21 protein-coding genes are annotated in these 21,461 nt (G+C 72.0%); 9 read left to right on the plus strand and 12 right to left on the minus strand.

The genetic code is table 11. The features are described from left to right. The first annotated feature begins 160 nt into the window (after positions 1-160). Entirely contained in the window at positions 161-1,603 is a 1,443-nt protein-coding gene (locus ABT127_RS09220) for a GuaB1 family IMP dehydrogenase-related protein (RefSeq protein ID WP_351446185.1), read from the plus strand. Between the two features lie 24 nt (positions 1,604-1,627). Here ABT127_RS09220 and ABT127_RS09225 read toward each other — a convergent pair whose 3' ends face one another. Genes ABT127_RS09225 through ABT127_RS09255 form a run of 7 tightly spaced genes read right to left on the minus strand, consistent with a single transcriptional unit; the run spans position 1,628 to position 6,349 of the window. Further along, a complete protein-coding gene (locus ABT127_RS09225) occupies positions 1,628-1,984 on the minus strand; it encodes an ATP-binding protein (RefSeq protein ID WP_351446188.1) in 357 nt (118 codons plus the stop codon). 21 nt (positions 1,985-2,005) lie between these two features. After that, a complete protein-coding gene (locus ABT127_RS09230; protein WP_351446190.1) occupies positions 2,006-2,398 on the minus strand; it encodes an STAS domain-containing protein in 393 nt (130 codons plus the stop codon). Beyond that, positions 2,395-3,615, minus strand: a complete 1,221-nt coding sequence (locus ABT127_RS09235) for a PP2C family protein-serine/threonine phosphatase (protein WP_351446192.1) — start codon at positions 3,613-3,615, stop codon at positions 2,395-2,397. Before ABT127_RS09235 ends, ABT127_RS09230 begins: the two co-directional genes overlap by 4 nt. Further along, on the minus strand, positions 3,612-4,628 hold the full coding sequence (locus ABT127_RS09240; RefSeq protein WP_351446194.1) for a SpoIIE family protein phosphatase: 1,017 nt from the start codon (positions 4,626-4,628) through the stop codon (positions 3,612-3,614). The genes ABT127_RS09235 and ABT127_RS09240 overlap by 4 nt, the downstream gene beginning before the upstream one ends. Next, positions 4,625-5,083 carry an ATP-binding protein gene (locus ABT127_RS09245; protein ID WP_351446196.1) on the minus strand — a complete coding sequence of 153 codons (459 nt, stop codon included), beginning with the start codon at positions 5,081-5,083 and terminating at the stop codon, positions 4,625-4,627. The genes ABT127_RS09240 and ABT127_RS09245 overlap by 4 nt, the downstream gene beginning before the upstream one ends. Further along, positions 5,067-5,465 carry an STAS domain-containing protein gene (locus tag ABT127_RS09250; protein ID WP_351446254.1) on the minus strand — a complete coding sequence of 133 codons (399 nt, stop codon included), beginning with the start codon at positions 5,463-5,465 and terminating at the stop codon, positions 5,067-5,069. Before ABT127_RS09250 ends, ABT127_RS09245 begins: the two co-directional genes overlap by 17 nt. Further along, positions 5,465-6,349, minus strand: a complete 885-nt coding sequence (locus ABT127_RS09255) for an STAS domain-containing protein (RefSeq protein ID WP_351446198.1) — start codon at positions 6,347-6,349, stop codon at positions 5,465-5,467. The genes ABT127_RS09250 and ABT127_RS09255 overlap by 1 nt, the downstream gene beginning before the upstream one ends. A gap of 425 nt (positions 6,350-6,774) precedes the next feature. On the opposite strand from ABT127_RS09255, the gene ABT127_RS09260 reads away from it, so the two are divergent. From ABT127_RS09260 to ABT127_RS09280, 5 genes are all read left to right on the plus strand, one after another. Then, positions 6,775-8,250, plus strand: coding sequence for an amino acid permease (locus ABT127_RS09260; RefSeq protein WP_502971663.1), 1,476 nt, complete (start codon positions 6,775-6,777; stop codon positions 8,248-8,250). A gap of 10 nt (positions 8,251-8,260) precedes the next feature. Next, complete coding sequence (locus tag ABT127_RS09265) at positions 8,261-8,713, plus strand: Lrp/AsnC family transcriptional regulator (RefSeq protein ID WP_351446200.1); 453 nt, start codon at positions 8,261-8,263, stop codon at positions 8,711-8,713. A gap of 286 nt (positions 8,714-8,999) precedes the next feature. Further along, positions 9,000-10,694 (plus strand): flavin monoamine oxidase family protein, encoded by a 1,695-nt coding sequence (locus ABT127_RS09270; RefSeq protein ID WP_351446202.1) that lies wholly within the window; start codon positions 9,000-9,002, stop codon positions 10,692-10,694. A 307-nt stretch (positions 10,695-11,001) separates the two neighbouring features. Beyond that, positions 11,002-11,157, plus strand: a complete 156-nt coding sequence (locus tag ABT127_RS09275) for a hypothetical protein (RefSeq protein ID WP_351446204.1) — start codon at positions 11,002-11,004, stop codon at positions 11,155-11,157. A 26-nt stretch (positions 11,158-11,183) separates the two neighbouring features. Beyond that, the gene (locus ABT127_RS09280; RefSeq protein ID WP_351446206.1) at positions 11,184-12,890 is read left to right on the plus strand and encodes a RecQ family ATP-dependent DNA helicase; all 1,707 of its coding nucleotides are present in this window, start codon (positions 11,184-11,186) and stop codon (positions 12,888-12,890) included. Between the two features lie 13 nt (positions 12,891-12,903). On the opposite strand, the gene ABT127_RS09285 is transcribed toward ABT127_RS09280, so the two are convergent. The 3 genes from ABT127_RS09285 to ABT127_RS09295 form a co-directional block, all read right to left on the minus strand. After that, a complete protein-coding gene (locus ABT127_RS09285; RefSeq protein WP_351446208.1) occupies positions 12,904-13,566 on the minus strand; it encodes a DUF4232 domain-containing protein in 663 nt (220 codons plus the stop codon). A gap of 218 nt (positions 13,567-13,784) precedes the next feature. Next, positions 13,785-14,714: an LLM class F420-dependent oxidoreductase gene (locus ABT127_RS09290; protein WP_351446210.1), complete on the minus strand. Its 930-nt coding sequence runs from the start codon at positions 14,712-14,714 to the stop codon at positions 13,785-13,787. 99 nt (positions 14,715-14,813) lie between these two features. Beyond that, the gene (locus ABT127_RS09295; protein ID WP_351446212.1) at positions 14,814-15,536 is read right to left on the minus strand and encodes a DUF5995 family protein; all 723 of its coding nucleotides are present in this window, start codon (positions 15,534-15,536) and stop codon (positions 14,814-14,816) included. A 171-nt stretch (positions 15,537-15,707) separates the two neighbouring features. Here ABT127_RS09295 and ABT127_RS09300 point away from each other — a divergent pair, with 171 nt between their 5' ends. Continuing rightward, entirely contained in the window at positions 15,708-16,832 is a 1,125-nt protein-coding gene (locus tag ABT127_RS09300; RefSeq protein ID WP_351446258.1) for a glycoside hydrolase family 6 protein, read from the plus strand. Between the two features lie 16 nt (positions 16,833-16,848). On the opposite strand, the gene ABT127_RS09305 is transcribed toward ABT127_RS09300, so the two are convergent. After that, positions 16,849-18,237, minus strand: a complete 1,389-nt coding sequence (locus tag ABT127_RS09305) for a uracil-xanthine permease family protein (RefSeq protein ID WP_351446214.1) — start codon at positions 18,235-18,237, stop codon at positions 16,849-16,851. A gap of 190 nt (positions 18,238-18,427) precedes the next feature. Here ABT127_RS09305 and ABT127_RS09310 point away from each other — a divergent pair, with 190 nt between their 5' ends. Then, entirely contained in the window at positions 18,428-18,892 is a 465-nt protein-coding gene (locus ABT127_RS09310; RefSeq protein ID WP_351446216.1) for an acyl-CoA thioesterase, read from the plus strand. On the opposite strand, the gene ABT127_RS09315 is transcribed toward ABT127_RS09310, so the two are convergent. Further along, positions 18,855-20,075, minus strand: a complete 1,221-nt coding sequence (locus tag ABT127_RS09315) for an MFS transporter (protein WP_351446218.1) — start codon at positions 20,073-20,075, stop codon at positions 18,855-18,857. The genes ABT127_RS09310 and ABT127_RS09315 overlap by 38 nt on opposite strands. Positions 20,076-20,191: 116 nt before the next feature. Here ABT127_RS09315 and ABT127_RS09320 point away from each other — a divergent pair, with 116 nt between their 5' ends. Then, a complete protein-coding gene (locus ABT127_RS09320) occupies positions 20,192-21,355 on the plus strand; it encodes an ROK family transcriptional regulator (RefSeq protein WP_351446220.1) in 1,164 nt (387 codons plus the stop codon). The last annotated feature ends 106 nt before the right edge of the window (positions 21,356-21,461 follow it).

The raw sequence follows: 21,461 nt of genomic DNA on the forward strand, positions 1-21,461 counted from the left end.
CGACGACACCCCTCTCGGATGATCATCCAAGTGGGTCTCGCGCCCTTGGGACGTTCGGCCCGAAGACGTGACCATGGCCCACGTGGGAAAATGAAGTACGTGCTTTGTGCCCCGGCGGCATCCTTCCGGGGCTCCCTTCTAGCGATCGGGACCTGCGCACGTGCGTTTCCTCAATGACATCCAGCCCGCGTACGACCTGACGTACGACGACGTCTTCATGGTGCCGCGGCGCAGCGCCGTCGGCTCCCGCCAGGCCGTGGACCTCTCCTCCCCGGACGGCACGGGCACCACGATTCCGCTGGTCGTCGCCAACATGACCGCGATCGCCGGCCGCCGGATGGCCGAGACCGTGGCCCGCCGCGGCGGCATCGTCGTCATCCCGCAGGACATCCCGATCGAGGTCGTCACCGACGTCATCTCCTGGGTCAAGACGCGCCACCTGGTGCTCGACACCCCGATCGTCCTCGCCCCGACCCAGACCGTCGCCGACGCCCTGGCCCTGCTGCCCAAGCGCGCGCACAACGCCGGTGTGGTCGTCGACGACGAGCAGCGGCCCGTCGGTGTCGTCACCGACGAGGACCTGACCGGCGTGGACCGCTTCACCCAGCTGTCCGAGGTCATGTCCCGCGACCTGCTGCTGCTCGACGCGGACATCGACCCGCGCGACGCCTTCAACAAGCTGGACGGCGCCAACCGCCGCTACGCCCCGGCCGTCGGCAAGGACGGCAGGCTCGCGGGCATCCTCACCCGCACCGGCGCCCTGCGCGCCACCCTCTACACCCCGGCCACCGACGCCGAGGGCAGGCTGCGCATCGCCGCCGCCGTCGGCATCAACGGCGACGTGGCAGGCAAGGCCAAGCAGCTCCTCGACGCGGGGGTCGACACCCTCGTCATCGACACCGCCCACGGGCACCAGGAGTCGATGATCTCCGCGATCAGGACCGTGCGGGCGCTCGACCCGCAGGTCCCGATCGTGGCGGGCAACATCGTCGCGGCCGAGGGCGTCAAGGACCTCATCGAGGCCGGAGCGGACATCATCAAGGTCGGTGTCGGCCCCGGCGCCATGTGCACGACCCGCATGATGACCGGTGTCGGCCGCCCGCAGTTCTCCGCCGTCCTGGAGTGCGCCGCCGAGGCCAAGAAGTACGGCAAGCACGTCTGGGCCGACGGCGGTGTCCGCCACCCGCGCGACGTCGCCATGGCCCTCGCGGCCGGTGCGTCGAACGTGATGATCGGCTCCTGGTTCGCCGGGACCTACGAGTCCCCGGGCGACCTCCAGCACGACGCCAAGGGCCGCGCCTACAAGGAGTCCTTCGGCATGGCCTCCGCCCGCGCGGTCAAGAACCGCACCTCGGACGAGTCGGCGTACGACCGTGCCCGCAAGGCGCTCTTCGAGGAGGGCATCTCCACCTCCCGCATGTTCCTCGACCCGCAGCGTCCCGGCGTCGAGGACCTGATCGACTCGATCATCGCGGGCGTCCGCTCCTCCTGCACCTACGCCGGTGCCAACTCGCTGGCCGAGTTCGAGGAGAAGGCCACCGTCGGCATCCAGTCCGCCGCCGGCTACGCCGAGGGCAAGCCGCTGCACGCCAGCTGGAGCTAGCGCAGCCGAGGGCGGCGCCCCGGCTCACACCGCCGTCGGCGCCGCCCACCCGGCAGCGATGCACTTCCCGTCGGCCGACGGACGCACCGTGAGGTGCTCGGCCAGCCGCTCCACCATGTGCCAGCCGAAGCCGCCCCCGCCGCCGAGATCCGGCGTCCGCGGCACCGGAGCGCGCGGATCCGCGTCCTCCACCTCCACCGCGAGCCCGCTCGCGTCCGCGCGCAGCCGCAGCCTGGCCAGCGCGCCCGTGTGCCGGGACGCGTTGGTGACCAGCTCCGACACGACCAGGAGCACCGCGTCCGCGTCGGCCCAGGGGCAGTGCTCGGCAAGAAACCGGGCAGCTGAGTGCCGCGCCTCGGTCCCCGTCAGGGGACCGTCCATCACGATCTCCATCTGTACCGGCTACCCCGCCGACGGCACGGTACCGGTGCCGGTTCCGGCCGGTCCGCCGGGAATCAGGACCGTGTCGAGCCCGGTGATCCGGAAGATCCGCTCGACGACCGGTGAGAGCCTGCACACCGCCAGGTCGGAGCCCCGCTCCTGCAACGCGTTGCGCGCCCGCAGCAGGGCGTTGATGCCGCCCGAGTCGAAGAACCGTACGTCCGACAGGTCGAGGGTCAGCGTGTCCCCGTCCGTCATCGTGACCCGGGTGAGGGCGTCGAGCAGCCGTGGCGCGCTCTCGTAGTCCAGGTCGCCGGTGAGGGCGACGACCGGACCGTCCGGGCCCGGCACGGTGGCCAGGCGCAGCACGTGGGACGGGTCCCCGGGTATCGCCCCGGGCGCGGCGTGGGTCATCGGCTTCTCCGTACGGTGAGGGCGAGGGTGTCGTCCGGGTGCAGGATCACGGTGTGCATCTCCCGTGCGACGGCGCCGGGGATCTCTTCGGTGGGGCGGTGCCGGTGGCGGACGGCCGCCGCGGTCAGCCGCCGTTCCCCTTCGTAGGGGTCGCGGCGGCTCTCGGTCAGACCGTCCGTGTACAGGACGAGGAGGTCGTCCGGGGCGAGCTGTTCGTGGCGCAGCCCTTCGCTGCCCGCCATCGGATAGCCGATGCCCCGGCCGCGCACCTCCAGGAAGCGGGCGCTGCCGTCGCCGCTCACCAGCAGCGGCGGCGGATGGCTGCCGTTGGCCAGGGCGACCCGGCCGGAGACCGGGTCGATGCGGACCAGCTGCACCGTCGCCATCAGCTCCCGGTCGTAGGGGAGCAGGATCTCGTCGGTGCGCCGCACGATCGTCTCCAGCGAGTGGCCCTCCAGGGTGAGGGTGCGCACCGCGTGGGTGACGTTCAGGGCGCTGCGGGTACTGGTGACGCCGTGCCCGAGGGCGTCGACGACCGTGATGTGCACGGTGCCGTCGGGGAGTTGGAACCAGTCGTAGAGATCGCCGCCCGTCGGGGCGTCGGTGCCGGCCGGCGCGTAGTGGATGGCCAGCTCCAGGCCGTCGGCCTTGATCGGCGCCGGGCGCAGCGCGTCCTCCAGCTCGCGCAGCATCTGGCCGTGTGCGCGCCGCAGTTGCTCGTCGCGCTCCTCCAGCTGCACGTACAGGGCGAGGACCCCGCTGTTGGTCTCGTCCAGCTCGTGGGTGAGGCGGCGCCGGTCCGCCTCCAGCGTCTCGGCCCGGTGCACCGCCGCGCGCAGCTCCTCCTCCAGCAGCTCCACGGGGGAGGATTCCGCCGCTCGCCGGGCCGGGGTCTGCGCGGGCAGCGGGATGCGCCACACCGTGGTGTCCGCCTCGCGCCGGGCGGGCAGCGGCAGGTTCTCCACGGCGGGTGCGGACGGGGCCCGCAGCCGCACCGTCAGCTCGCGGTCGGCCGCGGCCTGGTCCGGCACTGCCTCCAGGGTGACCAGCCGGCCCGCCCGCAGCTCGGTCTCGGCCACCCGGGACACGGACTGCGCCAGGCGGGTGCGCAGCTCGACGGGCAGCTGCACCCGGGCCGCCAACGCCCGTACCGCCGAGCGCAGCTCGGGCAGCGACCGATGCGTCGTGCGCTGGTGCGCGGCCGCCTTGTCGGTCATGGACTCCTCCTTGCCGCCCCGGAGACCAGAGCGGTCGCGTCGTCGCGTGCGCTGCGGTGGCCGTGCCCGAGGGCGGCGGCGAGCAGCCGGGGCGGCAGGCCGAGCAGGAAGGGCGTGGCGGTGTCCGGCCAGCGGGCCGTGATGCCGTCGCTGTGCACGACCGCGGCGCACTCCTCGGGCATGGGCAGCGTGCGGGCCTGCGGCTCGGGCATGTTCCAGCCGACCACGCCCGGCTGGCCGAGCGCCCGGGAGCGCACTCCGTCCTGGGAGACCAGCAGCAGTCGCACGTTGCCGATGCCGCAGTGCTCCACCGAGCCGGGCCGCAGCCGCACCAGGCCGACCGCGGCGCCCCGGCCCGAGCGCAGCGCGTGGTCCATCGCCGTGAGGATCCCGGGCAGCGGGCGGTCGGGCGCGGCCCGGAACGCGGCCACGGCGGCGGCACTCGCCTCGGCCGCCTCCACCCCGTGCCCGAGCCCGTCCACGACGACCGCGGTGCGCCCGCCGGGCGCGTCCACCACGGCCGCGCTGTCCCCGCAGGCCCGCTCGCCGCGCACCGGCAGACACAGCAGGCCCAGGTCCGACAGGGGCGGGCGGGCGCCGGGCGCGTGGAAGCGGGCGCAGATCAGGGTGCCGACGCCGGGCAGGGTGCGCAGCGTCAGCTCGTCGGCGAGCCGGCGGGCCGCGCCCATGCCCGAGCCGAGCGTGCCGGTGGTGCTGAATCCGTCGACCATGGCCCGGTCCGGGCTGGCCATGCCGGGGCCCCGGTCCACGGCGACCACGTCCAGGCCGTCGCCCAGCGGATGGCACTGCACGTACACGGCGCCGCCCACCGCGTGGTGCAGCAGGTTCCCGGCGAGTTCGGTGGTGAGCACCGCGGCCCGCTCGACGGCCGTGTTGTCCAGGCCGCCGAGCCGGGCGGCCCGCCGGGCCAGCGTCGCCGCGTGGTGCACGGCACTGGCGTGATCGACGACGACGTGCGCGGTGACCGCGGGGTCGCTGAGCTCGCTGGTCATCGCAGCGTCCAGCGCACCACGGTCACCGTCGTCCCCGCTCCCGGGCGGGTGTCGACATGGAACTCGTCCATCAGCCGACGCGCGCCGCCCAGGCCGTGGCCGAGACCGCCGCCGGTGGTGAAGCCGTCCTGGAGCGCGGCGCCGAGGTCCGCGATGCCGGGGCCCTCGTCCCCGATCACCAGCCGGATGCCGCTGCCGCCGGGCCGGGTCAGCAGCTCCACCGTGAGGGTGCCGCCCTTGCCGTGGACGTAGGCGTTGCGGGCGAGTTCGCTCGCCGCGGTCACCACCCGGGTCTGGTCGACCAGGCCGAAGCCGCACTCGACCGTTGCCGCCCGTACGGCATGACGCACCGTCAGCAGGTCGTCGTCCGAACGGACTTCGTAGGCGCGCTGCACGGTCACCTGCGGACCCGGGGAGTGGGCCGCGGGTGCCGCGTGCTCATCCGACAAGGTCATGGCCGGGAGCCTCCAGGGTCCGCTGCCAGCCGAGCGCGGTCAGGGCCTGCTCCGCGTTGAGCGCGGTCTCCACGCCCGTCAGCCGGATGCCGAGTTCGACCAGCGTGATGGCGACGGCGGGGCGCATCCCGGCGACGATCACCCGGGCGCCGAGCAGCCGCGACATCGTGGTCAGTTCCATGAGCGTACGGGCCACGAACGAGTCGATGATCTCCAGGCGGGAGATGTCGATCAGCACCCCGCGGGCGTGGTCCGACACGATCCGCTCGGTCAGTTCGTCCGTGAACAGGACGGCGGACCTGTCGTCCAGCTCGGCGAGCAGACCCGTCACCAGGACGTCGCCCAGCCGGAGAATGGGAACGCCCTGCGGGCGGGGGGTGATCACCGGGCTGCCGACTCGGCGACGGCCAGGCCCACGGCGGGCCGGTCCGTGATGCTGATCGCCGCGGACAGCGCGTCGGCCAGGGTGGCACGGGTCAGGATGGTGGACAGGTCGATTCCCAACTGGGCGATGGTCTGGGCGATGGGCGGCCGGATCCCGCTGATGACACAGTCCGCGCCCATCAGCCGGACCGCGTTGACCGTGTGCATGAGGTGCTGGGCGACCGCGGTGTCGACGGTCAGCACCCCGGTGATGTCGATGATGGCGACCTTCGCCTCGTCGTCCTGGATGGCCTGGAGCAGCGACTCCATGACGATCTGGGTGCGCGCCGTGTCCAGGGTGCCGATCAGCGGCACCGCGAGCACGTGCTTCCACAGCCGCACCACCGGCGTGGACAGCTCCATCAGCTGCCGGCTCTGCCGCCGGATGATCTCCTCGCGGCCCTCGACGTAGGTCTCGAAGGAGAGCGCGCCCGCCGTGTCCAGCATCCGGTTCACCAGGATCGCCGCCGAGAACAGCTCGCCCATGTCCCGCGTGGTGTGCTGGACGGCAGCGAGCAGCGCCTCCTTGAGGGAGAGCACGGCGAGCGAGGTGTCGGTGGGGGTGGCACCCGCGCGGACCCGGCGCAGCGACAGCTCCGTGATCGCCGAGCGCAGATCGTGGTGCGAGGCCACCACGCGCTCGACCGGGACGTCGCCGGCCAGGGCGTCCGTGAGCGCGTCGATGAGGGTGCGGGCCTCTTCGCGCAGTTCGGCCTCGGTCATGTCCGTGCCGAGCGCGGCCTGTTCCAGCTGGAGCGCCGTCCAGCGGGCGGCGATCTGGTCCTCCTGATCCCTCAGCGCCTCGAGCAACAGGGTGCGGATGTCGGTGTCGCTGGTACTCACAAGCCTCTCTCACATCGTTTCTACGGACATGTGCGTCGAGCACATGATGCCTTTCCCGAACCACCCCTGCCGAAGCCCGGGTTGATGTCAGGTCGTCTTCCCGGTCCAGGGCAGGGGTGGCCGTACCGAATACCCCGGTCCTGAGCTTTCACTCGTCCGGGCCCGGTGTGGTCTCGACCACACCGGGCGCCCCCGGTGCGAGACGGCAACGCAATGAACACGTGCAGGGCGACGGTACGCGCAACGATCTTGCGGGTGCACGCAAGGTTGCTGCATTACAGATGGGAACGGACGTCCTCTAGAGTCATCCGCTGTACGTGGCATGGCGGGGGACGGCCTGCTCGGCGGTCCCCGGCCAGGGTGTGGACCGTCACGTCTCCTTCCGTCACGGCCGACTCCACCGGCAGCGATCAAGGAGCCAGCGCGTGCTCGACCAGGGAACCCCACCCGCAGCAGGAACCCCCGCAGGGCTCGGCGCCCGTCTCATGCGGCGCAAACCAGTGGAACGCCTGGTCGCGGAGGGCGGCCAGGGCGAGGGCGGCAGCCTGCGGCGCTCGCTCGGCCTCTGGCAGCTGACCATGATCAGCATCGGCGCCACGCTCGGCACCGGCATCTTCGTCGTCCTCGGCGAGGCGGTCCCGAAGGCCGGCCCCGCGGTCACGCTCTCCTTCGTGATCGCCGGCCTGACCGCCCTCTTCTCGGCGCTGTCGTACGCCGAACTGGCCGGGACCATCCCGGTCGCGGGCTCCTCGTACTCGTACGCATACGCAACGATGGGGGAGTTGGTCGCCTGGGTCTGCGGCTGGTGTCTGATCCTCGAGTACGGCGTCTCGGTCGCCGCCGTCGCCGTCGGCTGGGGCGAGTACCTCAACGAACTCCTCGACGGCACCATCGGCGTCACCATCCCGGACGCCCTCTCCGCGCCGCCCGGCGACGGCGGCGTCTTCAACCTGCCGGCACTCATCGTGGTCCTGCTCGCGATGGTCTTCCTGCTCGGCGGTGCCCGTGAGTCCGCCCGCGCCAACACGATCATGGTCGTCGTGAAGATCGTCTCACTGCTGCTCTTCTGCGCCATCGGCCTCAAGGGCTTCGAGTCCGGGAACTACGCGCACTTCATGCCGCTGGGCATGGCCGGAGTCAGCGCGGCCGGTGCCACGCTCTTCTTCTCCTACATCGGCTTCGACGCCGCCTCCACCGCGGGCGAGGAGGCGAAGAACGCCCAGCGCGACCTGCCCCGCGCGATCATGCTCTCGCTGGTCATCGTCACCGCGCTGTACGTGCTCGTCGCCGCGGTCGCCGTCGGCGCCCGGCCCTGGAAGCAGTTCGACGACACCGAGGCCACCCTCGCCGGGATCATGCAGGACGTCACCGGCCAGTCGTTCTGGGCGACGCTGCTCGCCGCGGGCGCCGTCATCGCGATCGCCTCGGTCGTGCTGACCGTGCTCTACGGCCAGACGCGCATCCTCTTCGCGATGTCCCGGGACGGGCTCGTGCCGAAGGTGTTCGCCAGGGTCCACCCGAAGACGGGCGCGCCCCGCGTCAACACCGTCATCGTCTCCCTGTTCTGCGGGGTGCTGGCCGCCGCGATCCCGCTCGGCCAGCTCGCCGACGCCACCAGCATCGGCACGCTCTTCGCGTTCGCCCTGGTCAACGTCGCCGTGGTGCTGCTGCGCCGGACCCGCCCCGAGATGGACCGCACCTTCCGGGTGCCGCTCTTCCCGCTCCTGCCGGTTCTCGGCTTCGGCTTCTGCGTGTGGATGATGGGCAGTCTGTCCACGATCACGTGGATCGTCTTCGGTGTCTGGATGGCCGTCGGCCTCGTGTTCTACTTCTGCTACGGGATGCGTCGCTCCCGTCTCGCCGCCCCGGAAGTCACCGCTGACCCCGCAGCCCAGAAGTGAACCTCCTGCCTTGCTGAACGAGCTCGACGAACGCATCGTGCACGCCCTCGCCGAGGACGCCCGCCGCTCCTACGCCGACATCGGCCAGCTGGTCGGCCTGTCCGCGCCCGCCGTGAAGCGGCGCGTGGACCGGCTGCGGGCCACCGGCGCCATCACCGGTTTCACCGTACGGGTCGACCCGGCCGCGCTCGGCTGGGAGACCGAGGGCTTCATCGAGGTCTACTGCCGCGGCAACACCTCGCCGGACGCGATCCGGCGGGGCCTGGAGCGGTATCCGGAGATCGTCGCCGCGTCCACCGTCACCGGGGACGCGGACGCGCTGGTGCAGGTCTTCGCCTCCGACATGCGGCACTTCGAGCGGGTCCTGGAGCGGATCGCGGGGGAGCCGTTCGTCGAGCGGACCAAGTCCGTGCTCGTCCTGTCGCCGCTGATGCGCCGCTTCACCTCCGGCTCGCCCGCCTGACCGGACGCCGGCCCGCGGGGGCCGGCGTACGCGATGCGCCGCGGACGGCGTCCGGCGCGCAACGAATCGCCGCCCGGGGCGCCGCGCACGCAACAGATCGCACACGCAGACGCAACAGTCCCGTCTTGTCCGGTTGACCAGCGAAAACGTACCGTTTTCGAGGCCTGCTGATCTGTCGTGGGCCGCGCCCCGGCTCGTCCGTGCCGGGCACTGTTCTGTCTCGACCGCGTCGGCTGTCCCGGCTGTCCCGACGCTCTCGACCGCGTCCGCAAGGAGTCCGCACCCCATGACGTCCACGGTGCCCACCGCCGTCCAGCACACCGACGCCCAGCCGCCGATCACCATGTTCGGACCGGACTTCCCCTACGCGTACGACGACTTCCTCGCGCACCCGGCGGGCCTGGGGCAGATACCGGCGACCGAGCACGGCACCGAGGTCGCCGTCATCGGCGGCGGCCTGTCGGGCATCGTCGCCGCGTACGAGCTGATGAAGATGGGCCTCAAGCCCGTCGTGTACGAGGCCGACCGGATCGGCGGACGGCTGCGGACGGTGGGCTTCGACGGCTGTGACCCGGCGCTGACCGCCGAGATGGGCGCGATGCGCTTCCCGCCGTCGTCGACGGCGCTGCAGCACTACATCGACCTGGTGGGTCTGGAGACCCGGCCGTTCCCGAACCCGCTCGCCGAGACGACCCCGTCGACCGTCGTCGACCTCAAGGGCGAGAGCCACTACGCGGAGACGGTCGACGACCTGCCGCAGGTCTACCGCGACGTCGCCGCCGCGTGGAACGCCTGCCTGGAGGAGGGCGCCGACTTCTCCGACATGAACCAGGCGATGCGCGAGCGGGACGTGCCGCGCATCCGGGAGATCTGGGCGAAGCTGGTCGAGAAGCTCGACAACCAGACCTTCTACGGGTTCCTGTGCGACTCCGAGGCCTTCGGCTCCTTCCGGCACCGGGAGATCTTCGGCCAGGTCGGCTTCGGTACCGGCGGCTGGGACACCGACTTCCCGAACTCGATCCTGGAGATCCTGCGCGTCGTCTACACCGAGGCCGACGACCACCACCGCGGCATCGTCGGCGGCTCGCAGCAGTTGCCGCTGCGGCTGTGGGAGCGCGAGCCGCGCAAGCTCGTGCACTGGGCGCCGGGCACGTCCCTCGCCTCGCTGCACCCCGACCGGACCCCGCGTCCCGCCGTGACCCGGCTGTCCCGCACCGCGGGCAACCGCATCACCGTGACCGACGCCGAGGGCGACATCCGCACGTACAAGGCCGCGATCTTCACCGCCCAGTCGTGGATGCTGCTGTCGAAGGTGGCGTGCGACGACGCGCTCTTCCCGATCGACCACTGGACCGCCATCGAGCGCACCCACTACATGGAGTCGAGCAAGCTGTTCGTGCCGGTCGACCGGCCGTTCTGGCTCGACAAGGACGAGACCACCGGGCGGGACGTCATGTCGATGACGCTCACCGACCGCATGACGCGCGGCACGTACCTCCTGGACGACGGCCCGGACAAGCCCGCCGTCATCTGCCTCTCCTACACCTGGTGCGACGACAGCCTGAAGTGGCTGCCGCTGTCGGCGAACGAGCGGCTCGAGGTGATGCTGAAGTCGCTCGGCGAGATCTATCCGAACGTCGACATCCGCAAGCACATCATCGGCAACCCGGTCACCGTGTCCTGGGAGAACGAGCCGTACTTCATGGGCGCCTTCAAGGCGAACCTGCCCGGCCACTACCGCTACCAGCGCCGCCTGTTCACCCACTTCATGCAGGACACGCTGCCGGTCGACCGCCGCGGACTCTTCCTCGCCGGCGACGACATCTCCTGGACCGCGGGCTGGGCCGAGGGGGCGGTGCAGACCGCGCTGAACGCCGTATGGGGCGTCATGCACCACCTGGGCGGCCGGACCGACGCGACCAACCCCGGCCCGGGCGACCTGTACGAGTCGCTCGCACCGGTCGAACTGCCCGAGGACTAGGGGCTTTTCTGCGGATACGGATCACTTCGGTCCCCCCGGACACCCCGAGGAACCACACTCCGTGAGATCTGATGAAGGTTGTATGCGTGCACGGAGTGTTGTGGGGCAATCGTGCCTGCGGAAGGCGCCAGTACGAGTGCTCGAGGTGGTGGGTGAAGATGGCGAAGGAGGCGACTGATGTGTCTCCGGTGGCCATTTCTCTCCCGATCGGCACTCACCGCGATTCTTCTTCTCGGCCGCATATGCGGTTCGGGTCGGGGTACGCGGACTGGGCTCGTAGAAATCGACTCGGACGAATGGACTCGTGATGATTCTCCTTGGACTGATCCTGCTGATCATCGGCCTGCTGGTGGGCATGGGCCTGCTGACGACCATAGGTGGAATCCTCATCCTGGTCGGCGCCATTCTGTGGATTCTCGGTGCCACCGGTCGGGCCGTCGGCGGTCGGAAGCACTACTTCTAGTTCGCCCGTTACGAAGCGGGAGAACCATGCCCCTCAGGAACCTGTCCCTCCGTCGACGGCTCCGGCGCAGCGCCCGTGAGGTGTTCGGCTGGAAGCAGCTGAGAGCCGCACAGCTCGACGCGATGACCGCCGTGATGTCGGGGCGGGACACCATGGTCGTGATGCCCACGGGCGCCGGTAAATCGGCTGTCTACCAGGTGCCGGGCGTCCTCCTGAGCGGGCCCGCCGTGGTCGTGTCGCCACTGATCGCGCTGCAGCGCGATCAGGTGGCCACGCTCACGGGTGCACGCGGCCGCCCCGACGCGCGGGCGGTCAACTCCGCGCAGGGCGACCGGGCCAACGAGGGCGCCTGGGAGCGGATGCGCGAAGGCGCCCTGGACTTCCTGTTCGTCTCGCCCGAGCAGCTGGCCAAGGACGACGTGGTGGCCGAGATCGCCGCCGCGCGCCCCGCCCTGCTGGTGGTCGACGAAGCCCACTGCGTCTCGACGTGGGGCTACGACTTCCGGCCCGACTATCTCGCCCTGGGCCGCGTCCGCGAGCGGATCGGCCGGCCGCCCCTGCTGGCCCTGACGGCCAGCGCCGCCGCCCCGGTGCGCACCGACATCATCGAGCGCCTCGGCATGCGCGACGTGCATCAGGTGATCGCGGGTTTCGATCGCCCCAACCTTCACTTGGAAGTCGTCCGTCACCAAAAGGACGCGGAAAAGCGCCGCTGGGTCGTGGAACGCGCCGCAGCGGAAGCGAAACCCGGAATCATCTACACCGGTACGCGCCGAGAGGCCGAGCAGTACGCCGAAGAACTGTCCGATCTTGGATTCGACAGTGCCGCCTATCACGCGGGACTTTCTGCCGCGGAACGCACCCGTACTCATGAGAATTTCCGCGACGGCACACTCGATGTCGTCGTCGCCACTTCGGCTTTCGGAATGGGAATCGACAAAGCGGATATCCGTTTCGTGCTGCACGCGACCGTTCCCGGCTCGCTGGATGCCTACTACCAGGAGATAGGCCGGGCCGGCCGTGACGGCGACCCGGCGGCCGCGATCCTCGCGTACCGCCCCGAAGACCTCTCGGCCCAGCGCTATCGCGCGGGCGGCCGGCCCGACGCGGACACGCTCCTGCACGTGATGGACGCCGTCCGCGCCCACGCGGGAGGCGTCTCCGGAACGACTCTGCGCGAGGAGACGGACCTGTCACAGACGGCGCTGACCTCGCTGCTGCACCTCTTGGAGGAAGCGGGCGGCGTCCGGCTCGCCGCCGACGGCGTCGTCCACGTGGTCCCCGGTGCCCGACGCGACACCTGCGGCAAGGAGGCTCTGCGCATCGCGGGAGCCCGCGTCCAACTGGAGCGCTCCCGCCTGGAGATGATGCGGTCGTACGCGGAGGGGAACGGCTGCCGCCGACGCCATCTGCTGGGCTATTTCGGCGAGGTTCCGGAGAAGGAGAACTGCGCGGGCTGCGACGTGTGCGTCCCCGCGCGTCCCGAGTCCGCCTCCCGCGAGGAGCAGCACGGTGTCCTGGCCGGCACCGGCGGCGTGGCACCCCGCCGGGACGAACCGCGCGACGGCGGGTTCCTTCCGGGGCAGCGCGTGCGGCACACGTCCTGGGGGGAGGGCGAGGTCATGAGCCAGGAGGACGGTCACGTCACGGTGCTGTTCGCCGACGCGGGATACCGCACGCTCTCGCTCGCCGCGGTCGGCGAGCGCGGGCTGCTGACGCCCGCCTCGCCCTGAGTCCGGGCCCGGTTCACTGCTTGCCGGTGCCGACCGGGTCCACGGTGACGCCGCCGGAGGGCTTGTCGGAGGCCGGCAGGTTCAGGGAGACCGGCACGCTCTTGGAGTGGGTCTCGTTCGGGGGCGTGACGACGAGGCTGGTGATCGTGACGCCGGAGCCGCCCGTGGTGTTCGGCGTGTAGTGCAGGTGGAAGCGGGTCTCCTCGCCGTTCTTGAGGACGACCGTGACCGGGGCGACCCCGGTGCGTCCGGCGCTGATGCTGCCCCCGCCGTTGCCGGCCTTGAGGTCGACGCCGGGGAAGCCCTTGAGGTAGCAGGCGTCGCCGGTGTTCTTCAGGGCGACCATGAAGTCGCCCTCGCCCATGCCGTGGGCGGTGCTGAAGCCGAGGGCGGCGGTCTTGCAGGGGCCGGTGTTGATCTGGCCGCCGCCGCTGCCCGGGGCGTCGTCGTCGGCCGACGAGCCGCTGCCCTTGGAGGACGTCGAGCCCCCTGCTGTGGACGCCGCGGAGGAGGACGAGGAAGCAGCCGACGACGAGGACGACGAGGACGACGAGGACGAAGTCGCCGCGCCCGAGTCGTTCGAGGCCGACGCCGAGTCCCCGTTGTCCTGGCAGGCGGTGAGGGCGAGGCCGGCGGTGAGGGCGACGGCGGCGAGGGTGAGCTTCTGGGCGCGCATCGTGGCTTCCTTCGTGGTCGGTGACGGCCACTCGGCGTGAGCGGCTCACTGATCATCAAGACTCACCGGCCGCGCGGCCCGTTCCACCCTCCACGTTCCCCATACATGCCTGTTACACGCGGCACGGGAAGGCAGTGGTGGAACGGGTTTCCCCCGCATCCCTGTTCGGGCCACCGGCACCGATTCGTGACACGGTCGCCCTTGACCTGTGGAAACGGTCAGACGCCCGCGGCCCGCGCCTTCTCGTAGACCTCCGCCGCCACGTCCTTCAGCTCCTCGGCGTCGCGCAGCGGACCCTGGAGCTCGATGAGGATCTCGTCCAGACCCACCTCGTCGTGCGCCACCAGGTCCTCGACGATCTGGTCGACGCTGCCCTGGAAGGGCCGGCGGTCGTCGCCCGTGTACGGCTCGCGCGTGCGGAGCGTGTTCACCCGCAGCACGCTCTGCAGCGGCTCCGTCCGGCCGCGCTCCTCGGCCAGCTCCCGCAGCTGCGCCCACTCCCGCTTCAGCGGCTCGACCCCCATCCCGACCGGCATCCAGCCGTCCGCCCGGTCGACGAGGCGGCGCCGGGCCTTCGGACTGCTCGCCGGGAGCAGGATCGGCACCGGCCCGGCGGGCTTGGGGCCGACCACGGACGGGGCGATCGTCGTCAGTTCGCCCTCGTACGCGACCGGGTCCGGGCCCCACACCGCTCGGCACACCTCGATCAGCTCGTCGAGGACCCGGCCGCGCCGCTCGAAGGGCGCCACGCCCGCCGCCGCGTACTCGTCGTGCGACCAGCCCGTGCCGAGACCCGCCACCACCCGGCCGCCGCTCGCCGCGTCCAGCGAGGCGAGCGAGCGCGCCAGCTGGAACGGCACGTGCAGCGGCGCCACCAGCACGCTGGTGCCGAGGCGGACGGTCGAGGTGACCGCCGCCGCCAGGGTCAGCGAGACGAGTGGGTCGGCGACCGAGCGGTATCCGTCGGGCCACGGCATCCCGGGTATCCCGTACAGCCCCTGCCGGGCGGGCTCGGGGTAGAGGATCCGCTCGAAGACCCACAGGCTCTCGTAGCCGGTCGCCTCGGCGGCCCGCGCCACCTCGGGTATGTCGCGGCCGATGGCGTACTGCCGCATCTGCGGGAGTCCGAGTCCGAGTCGGGTCGTCATCCAGGTCTCCTTCTCGTCGCGTACGTGTCCGGTGCAAAGGAACGTGCACCTTCAACGTATCCGTGGGACAAGGGAGTTCCGGATCCGGAACGGCTGGTTTCAGCCGCGGAAGGCGGGCAGCGGGGTGAGCAGCATGCGGCCGACCAGCCCCGCCGACGCGTCGAGACGCTGCGCGAACTCGTCCTGGAGCGGCGGTAATGCGCGCAGGGCCCACAGGGCGCGGGCCGCCGCCCATGCCCCGTCGCGGGCCCGCTCCAGGCTCCAGGAGCCGAGCAGGTGGGTGAGCGGATCGGCGACCTGGAGGAGGTCGGGGCCCGGCATCAGCTCCTCGCGGATGTGCTCCTCCATCGAGACGAGGACATCGCCGACGCGGTCGAACTCGTCCTCCAGGGTGGCCGGTTCGCAATCGAGCGTACGGCAGGTGTCCACGACGGCCAGGGCGAGATCGTGGCCGATGTGCGCGTTGATGCCCGCGAGCGCGAACTGCAGGGGACGTACTCCCGGATGGCTGCGGAACTGCAGGACCGGCCGCCAGCAGGCCGGTGGCCGCACCCCGCGGGCCGCCGCGTCGACCGCCGTCAGATAGCGCTCGGCGAACCGGACGTCCAGCGCGACAGCGGCCGAGCGGTCCGGGAACCCGCCGCGTACTCCCTGGTCGATGGCGTGATCCACGGCCTCCGTGACGGACAGGTAGACCCGGTTGAAGACCGCCACACCGTCCTGCGGCGGCAGCTGCGCGGCGACCGCGCGCATCCGTGCGATCACCGAGTCGACTCCTTGGGCCGGGATGTGCGGCCCCGCGATGCGTTCCAACTGCGCCATGCACGAAGCGTCCCAGCCCTAGGGTGACGCGGGTGTCGGCTGGCCGGGGGCTTCCCCGAAACGAGGGAACCGGCGGCCGGGAAGCCGGGGGAGAGCACGGTGCCAGGGAGCAGAGCGCGACGGCTCGCCGAGCGGCGGTCGGCCCGGCGGCGGTCGGCGTGGCGGGGTGCGATGGTCACCGCCGCCGCGGCCGTGGCCGCCGTCGGGACCGTCGCGGGTCTGCTGTCCGCCCTCGACCGGGGCGGGGGCGACGGCGACTCGGCGCGGCCCACCGCGAGCCCGGTCCCCAGCCGGGTGCCGCTGCCCGCCGTGCCGAGCGCGACGCCCACCGCCGACTCGCCCTCCCCGGCGCGGAGTTCCGCGCGGCCGGAACCCGGGCCGACGAAGCCGACGGCCGGCCGTCCGGCGCCGTCCACCGCTCCGCCCGCGCCCGCCGGCCTGTACCGGTACGGCGGCTCCCAGGTGCTCGACTGGGTGCGGGCCCATCCCTCCGACCCGCGCCGCCCGCTCATCGAGTCCCGGATCGCGGCCCGCCCGGCCGCCGTCTGGTTCGCCGACTTCACGCTGGACACCATCGCCTCCCGGGTGCGCGCGGTGACCTCCGGCGCGGCGCGCGCGGGCCGCGTGCCGGTCGTCGTCGCGTACGCGATCCCGATGCGCGACTGCGGCGGCGCCTCCGACGGCGGGGCGCCCGGCATCGGCGCGTACGACGAGTGGATCGACCGGTTCGCGGCAGGGCTCCGCTCCCACGAGGTCATCGTGATCCTGGAACCGGACGCGCTCTCCCAGACGGAGTGCCTGAGCGGCCGCCAACGGGCGGAGCGCTACGCGGCATTGGCGCGCGCGGGCCGCGTCATGAAGACGGCGAACCCGCGGGCGCGCGTCTACTACGACGCCGGGCACTCCGACTGGAACCCCGCCGGGGCGCAAGCGGCCCGGCTGCGCGCGGCGGGCGCCGCCGCACCGGCCTCGTCCGACGGGGTCTTCACCAACGTCTCCAACTTCAACCGCTCCGAGGACGAGATCGCGTACGCCCGCCGGGTGCTCAGCGCGATGGACGCCCCCGACTCCCTGGGCGCGGTCGTCGACACCAGCCGCAACGGCAACGGCGCGGCGCCGGGCGGCGCGTGGTGCGACCCCGCCGGCCGCAGGATCGGGCAGCCGCCCACCCTCGCCACGGGCCGGTCGCGGATCGACGCCTATCTGTGGGTGAAGCTGCCGGGGGAGTCGGACGGCTGCAAGGGCGAGCCGGGCACCTTCGCGCCCGGCTACGCCTACGAACTGGCGGCCGGCTGAGGCGGCCCCGCCGGTCCTACTGCTGGTCGGGCTTCTTCCCGTCGTACGTGGACGTGCCCTGGTCGAGCAGCGGCTCCTGCTGCTTGAGGTGGGCGGGGGCCATCGCCCGCAGCGCGTGATAGCCGGTGATGACCACGATCGTGCCGAGGGCGATGCCGCTCAGCGAGAAGTTGTCGGTGAACTTCAGGGAGACGTTGCCGACGCCGATGATGATGCCCGCGGCGGCCGGTACCAGGTTCAGCGGGTTGCGCAGGTCGACCCCGGCGTTGATCCAGATCTGCGCGCCGAGCAGGCCGATCATGCCGTAGAGGATGACGGTGATGCCGCCGAGCACACCGCCCGGGATCGCCGCCACGATCGCGCCGAACTTCGGGCACAGGCCGAAGAGCAGCGCGAATCCGGCCGCCGCCCAGTAGGCCGCCGTCGAGTAGACGCGGGTCGCGGCCATGACGCCGATGTTCTCGGAGTACGTGGTGTTGGGCGGGCCGCCCACGGCGGTGGAGAGCATGGACGCGACGCCATCGGCGGAGATCGCGGTGCCCAGCTTGCCGTCGAGGTTGTCGCCGGTCATCTCGCCGACGGCCTTCACGTGTCCGGCGTTCTCCGCGATCAGCGCGATGATCACCGGCAGCGCGACGAGGATCGCCGACCACTCGAACGACGGGGCGTGGAAGGAGGGCAGTCCGATCCAGTCGGCCTTGCCGACGCCGGAGAGGTCCAGGCGCCAGTGGTCCACGGCCGCGGTCCCGCCGTTCGTGGAGTGGATCTTGCCGAAGATCTCGTCGAGGAGCCACGAGAGCACATAGCCGAAGATCAGGCCGAGGAAGATCGCGATCCGGGACCAGAAGCCGCGCAGGCAGACCACGGCCAGACCGGTGAACAGCATGACGAGCAGCGCCGTCCACTGGTCGGTCGGCCAGTACGTGGAGGCCGTGACGGGCGCCAGGTTGAAGCCGATCAGCATCACGACCGCGCCGGTCACGATGGGCGGCATCGCGGCGTGGATGATCCGCGCCCCGAACTTCTGCACCGCAAGACCGACGACGAAGAGCAGCACACCGACGACGAAGACCGCGCCGGTGACCGTGGCGCTGGAGCCGCCGGAGGCCCGGATCACCGCGGCGACGCCCACGAAGGAGAGCGAACAGCCCAGGTAGCTCGGCACCCGGCCGCGCGTGGCCAGCAGGAAGATGACCGTCGCGACACCGGACATCATGATCGCGAGGTTCGGGTCCAGACCCATGAGCACCGGAGCCACGAACGAGGCGCCGAACATCGCGACCACATGCTGGGCGCCGAGCCCGATCGTGCGCGGCCAGGACAGCCGCTCATCGGGGCGGACGACGGCTCCCGGGGCCGGGACCTTGCCGTCCCCGTGCAGTTTCCAGCGGACGCCGAGGTCCATGTGCGCACTCTGCTTTCTGTGGCCTGAAACGATCGCCTCATGTTAATGCGACGTAAGTGCGCGCTCCTGTTGTGTCCTTCGCCCGGCCCGAGCGCCGCTGAGGTGCAGGTCACGCCAGACTTCTGAGCGTTTGCTTAGCCCGTGGCCGTACGATGACGCTCCCATCCGCACCGCACCAGGAGCCCCATCCGTGACCGCCGTCGCCCCCGACCACACCACCGGCAGCACCGGCCGCCCCGTCCCCGCAGTTCCCGTCGAGGTGCATTTCGACGACCTCGACGCGCTCGGCATGCTGCACAACGCCCGCTACCCGGTCCTCGTCGAGCGCGCCTGGACGGCCCTGTGGAACGAGCGCGGGCTCGTCTTCGAGGGCGACTGGGACGCGGCCGGCGACTTCTGCAACGCGGTCAAGGAACTCACCGTCAGCTACGAGGCCCCGGTCCTGCGCCCGGGCACGTACGCCGTGCACCTGTGGATCGAGCGGCTCGGCAACACCGGCCTGACCTACGGCTTCCGCTTCTGCTCCGCGGACGGCGCGACCACGTACGCGCGCGGGCGGCGCGTCCTGGTCCGGCTCGACCCCGGGACGCTGCGCCCCACGCGCTGGAGCGACGGATTCAGGGCTTGCGCACAGGATCTGCTGCCGCAGGGCTGACCTGCTCCGGCACCGTCGCCCGGGTCCGGTCGCCGGCGCGCAGCACCCCCGCGAACACCGCGAGCCCGCAGGCCAGCACGGTGACCACACCGAACGACACCACCAGGCTCGTCGTCTCCGCGATCGTGCCGATCGCGGACGGTGCGACGAGGCCCGAGGTGTACGTGATCGTGGCGACACCGGCGATGGCCTGGCTCGGGTTCGGCCCGCTGCGCCCGGCCGCCGCGAAGGCGAGCGGTACGACCACCGCGATGCCGAGGCCCAGCAGTCCGAATCCGGCCATGGCGACGGCCGGGTTCGGCGCGACGACCACCATCAGCGCGCCGAACGCCGCCCCGATGCCGCTGATCCGTACGGTGCGCACCGCCCCGAACCGGTCCACGATCCGGTCGCCCGCGATCCGCGCGACCGCCATGGTGAGGGTGAAGCCGGTGGTGCAGGCGGCCGCGAGCCCCGCCGAGGTGCCGAGCACGTCCTTCAGGTAGACCGCCGACCAGTCCAGGCTGGCGCCCTCGGCGAACACCGCGCAGAACCCGACCGCGCCGATCAGCAGCGCGGACTTCGGCGGCAGCGCGAAGCGCGGCGGCGGCTCCTCGTCCTCGGTCGGCCGCAGATCCAGTACCCACCGGCAGGCGGTGAATCCGGCGACGGTCAGCACCGCGGCGGCGAGCACGTGGTGGAGCCGGGCGTCCGCGCCCAGATGCGCGGCGAGCGTGCCGCCCGCCGAACCGATCAGGGCGCCCGCGCTCCACATGCCGTGCAGCCCCGACATGATCGACTTGTCGAGCCGGGTCTCGACCTCCACGCCGAGGGCGTTCATCGCCACGTCCGACATGCCGGCCGTCGCCCCGTAGACGAACAGGGCCACGCAGAGCGTGAGCAGGTTCGGCGCGAGGGAGGGCAGGGTCAGTGCCAGCGTCCACAGCGCGAGCAGCCCGCGCAGCGCGGTCCGCGCCCCGAACCGGTGGCTGATGCTGCCGGCCAGCGGCATCGCCACGGAGGCACCGATCGCCGGGAAGGCCAGCGCGAGCCCGAGCTGGCCCGCACTGACGCCCGCGTGCTCCTGGATCCAGGGCACCCGGGTCGCGAACGAACCGGTCACGGCCCCGTGGACGCAGAAGACGGTCGCGACGGCGTACCGCGCCCGCTTCAACTCCCCTGTTCCGTATGTGACTTCACTCATCTCGCGGGCCCCTCCCGGTGTGTCCCCGTGCTCGTCCGTCACGATGCCGCCGTAAACTATCAGGAACCCTGCCTGATAGTTAACCTGTTTGCGCCGCCGAGCCGTAGGATCCCGCCATGCCCGCATCGCCGAGGACCGCCCGAGCCATCAACGACCGGCTCGCGCTGCGCTTCCTCCAGGAAGAGGGGCCGCTCACCGCGGGCCAGCTGAAGGAGCGCACCGGGCTGTCCCGGCCCACCGTCGCCGACCTCGTCGAACGCCTCACGGCCTCCGGCCTCGTCGCGGTCGTCGGGGAGGCCGGGGCGCAGCGCCGCGGCCCGAACGCCAAGCTGTACGGGATCGTGGCCGACCGCGCCCACCTCGCCGCCCTCGACGTGCGCACCGAAGGGGTCCGGCTCGTCGTCGCCGACCTGCTCGGCACCGTCCTGGCGGAGGCCTCCGCCCCCGTCGCGCCGGGGGAGGAGACCGGCGCCGCCGTCGAGCGTGCCGTCGCCCTCCTGGAGCACACCGCCAAGGAGGTCGGCGCAGGCCCCCTGCACACCGTCGGCGTCGGCGCCCCCGGCCTCATCGACCCGGCGACCGGCGAACTGCGTGACTCCTCCGGCCTGCCCGAATGGCATCGCCGCCTGATCGCGGCCCTCCAGGAGCGGCTCCCCGCGCGCGTCCTCGTGGAGAACGAGACGAACCTTGCCGCCCTCGCCGAACAGCGCGACGGCGCCACCCGGGACCGCGACACCTTCGTGCTGCTCTGGCTCGGCCTCGGCATCGGCGCGGCCGTCGTCCTGGACGGCAGGCTGCGCCGCGGGGCCTCCGGCGGCACCGGCGAGGTCGGGTTCCTGCCGGTGCCGGGCACCGGCGGTGTGCCGTCCGCCGTCAACTGCGACGGAGGCTTCCACTCGCTGGCCGGCTCGGCCGCGATCCTCGAACTCGCCGTGGAGCACGGGCTCGTCGGGCCGGGGGAGCCCGTCGTCCGTGCCGCCGAGGTCGTCCGCGCCGCCGTCGCCTCCGGCGCGGACCGGTTCCTCGACGTCCTGGCCGACCGGGTGGTGCTCGGCGCGGCCGCCGTCGTCGCCGTGCTCGATCCCGGTTGTGTGGTGCTCGCCGGGGAGGTCGGCCGGGCGGGCGGTGACGTGCTCGCCGAGCGGGTCGCTTCGCGGCTGGCCTCGATGTCACCGCTGGCCACCGAGGTGCGGGCGGGGGAGTTGGGGGGTGGGGCCGTGTTGCGCGGGGCCCTGTTGATGGCGCGGGAGGCTGCGCAGGAGGTCGTGTTCGCGCCGTAGGGGTGCGCTTGCTTCGACGTCCGCGGCTCTCGTCGTGGCTGGTCGCGCAGTTCCCCGCGCCCCTGAAGCGAGCGAAGCTCGCTGTTCAGGGGCGCGGGGAACTGCG

Source organism: Streptomyces sp. NPDC001904 (genome assembly GCF_040297005.1).
GTDB lineage: Bacteria > Actinomycetota > Actinomycetes > Streptomycetales > Streptomycetaceae > Streptomyces.

Excerpts from the sequence above, each read along its gene's own strand:
- ABT127_RS09230 (WP_351446190.1), bottom strand. The coding sequence starts at position 2,398 with ATGACCCACGCCGCGCCCGGGGCGATACCCGGGGACCCGTCCCACGTG.
- ABT127_RS09280 (WP_351446206.1), top strand. The coding sequence starts at position 11,184 with ATGCCCCTCAGGAACCTGTCCCTCCGTCGACGGCTCCGGCGCAGCGCC.
- ABT127_RS09235 (WP_351446192.1), bottom strand. The coding sequence starts at position 3,615 with ATGACCGACAAGGCGGCCGCGCACCAGCGCACGACGCATCGGTCGCTG.
- ABT127_RS09305 (WP_351446214.1), bottom strand. The coding sequence starts at position 18,237 with ATGGACCTCGGCGTCCGCTGGAAACTGCACGGGGACGGCAAGGTCCCG.
- ABT127_RS09285 (WP_351446208.1), bottom strand. The coding sequence starts at position 13,566 with ATGCGCGCCCAGAAGCTCACCCTCGCCGCCGTCGCCCTCACCGCCGGC.
- ABT127_RS09300 (WP_351446258.1), top strand. The coding sequence starts at position 15,708 with ATGGTCACCGCCGCCGCGGCCGTGGCCGCCGTCGGGACCGTCGCGGGT.
- ABT127_RS09320 (WP_351446220.1), top strand. The coding sequence starts at position 20,192 with ATGCCCGCATCGCCGAGGACCGCCCGAGCCATCAACGACCGGCTCGCG.
- ABT127_RS09270 (WP_351446202.1), top strand. The coding sequence starts at position 9,000 with ATGACGTCCACGGTGCCCACCGCCGTCCAGCACACCGACGCCCAGCCG.
- ABT127_RS09315 (WP_351446218.1), bottom strand. The coding sequence starts at position 20,075 with ATGAGTGAAGTCACATACGGAACAGGGGAGTTGAAGCGGGCGCGGTAC.
- ABT127_RS09275 (WP_351446204.1), top strand. The coding sequence starts at position 11,002 with ATGATTCTCCTTGGACTGATCCTGCTGATCATCGGCCTGCTGGTGGGC.
- ABT127_RS09245 (WP_351446196.1), bottom strand. The coding sequence starts at position 5,083 with ATGACCTTGTCGGATGAGCACGCGGCACCCGCGGCCCACTCCCCGGGT.
- ABT127_RS09240 (WP_351446194.1), bottom strand. The coding sequence starts at position 4,628 with ATGACCAGCGAGCTCAGCGACCCCGCGGTCACCGCGCACGTCGTCGTC.
- ABT127_RS09290 (WP_351446210.1), bottom strand. The coding sequence starts at position 14,714 with ATGACGACCCGACTCGGACTCGGACTCCCGCAGATGCGGCAGTACGCC.
- ABT127_RS09295 (WP_351446212.1), bottom strand. The coding sequence starts at position 15,536 with ATGGCGCAGTTGGAACGCATCGCGGGGCCGCACATCCCGGCCCAAGGA.
- ABT127_RS09225 (WP_351446188.1), bottom strand. The coding sequence starts at position 1,984 with ATGGACGGTCCCCTGACGGGGACCGAGGCGCGGCACTCAGCTGCCCGG.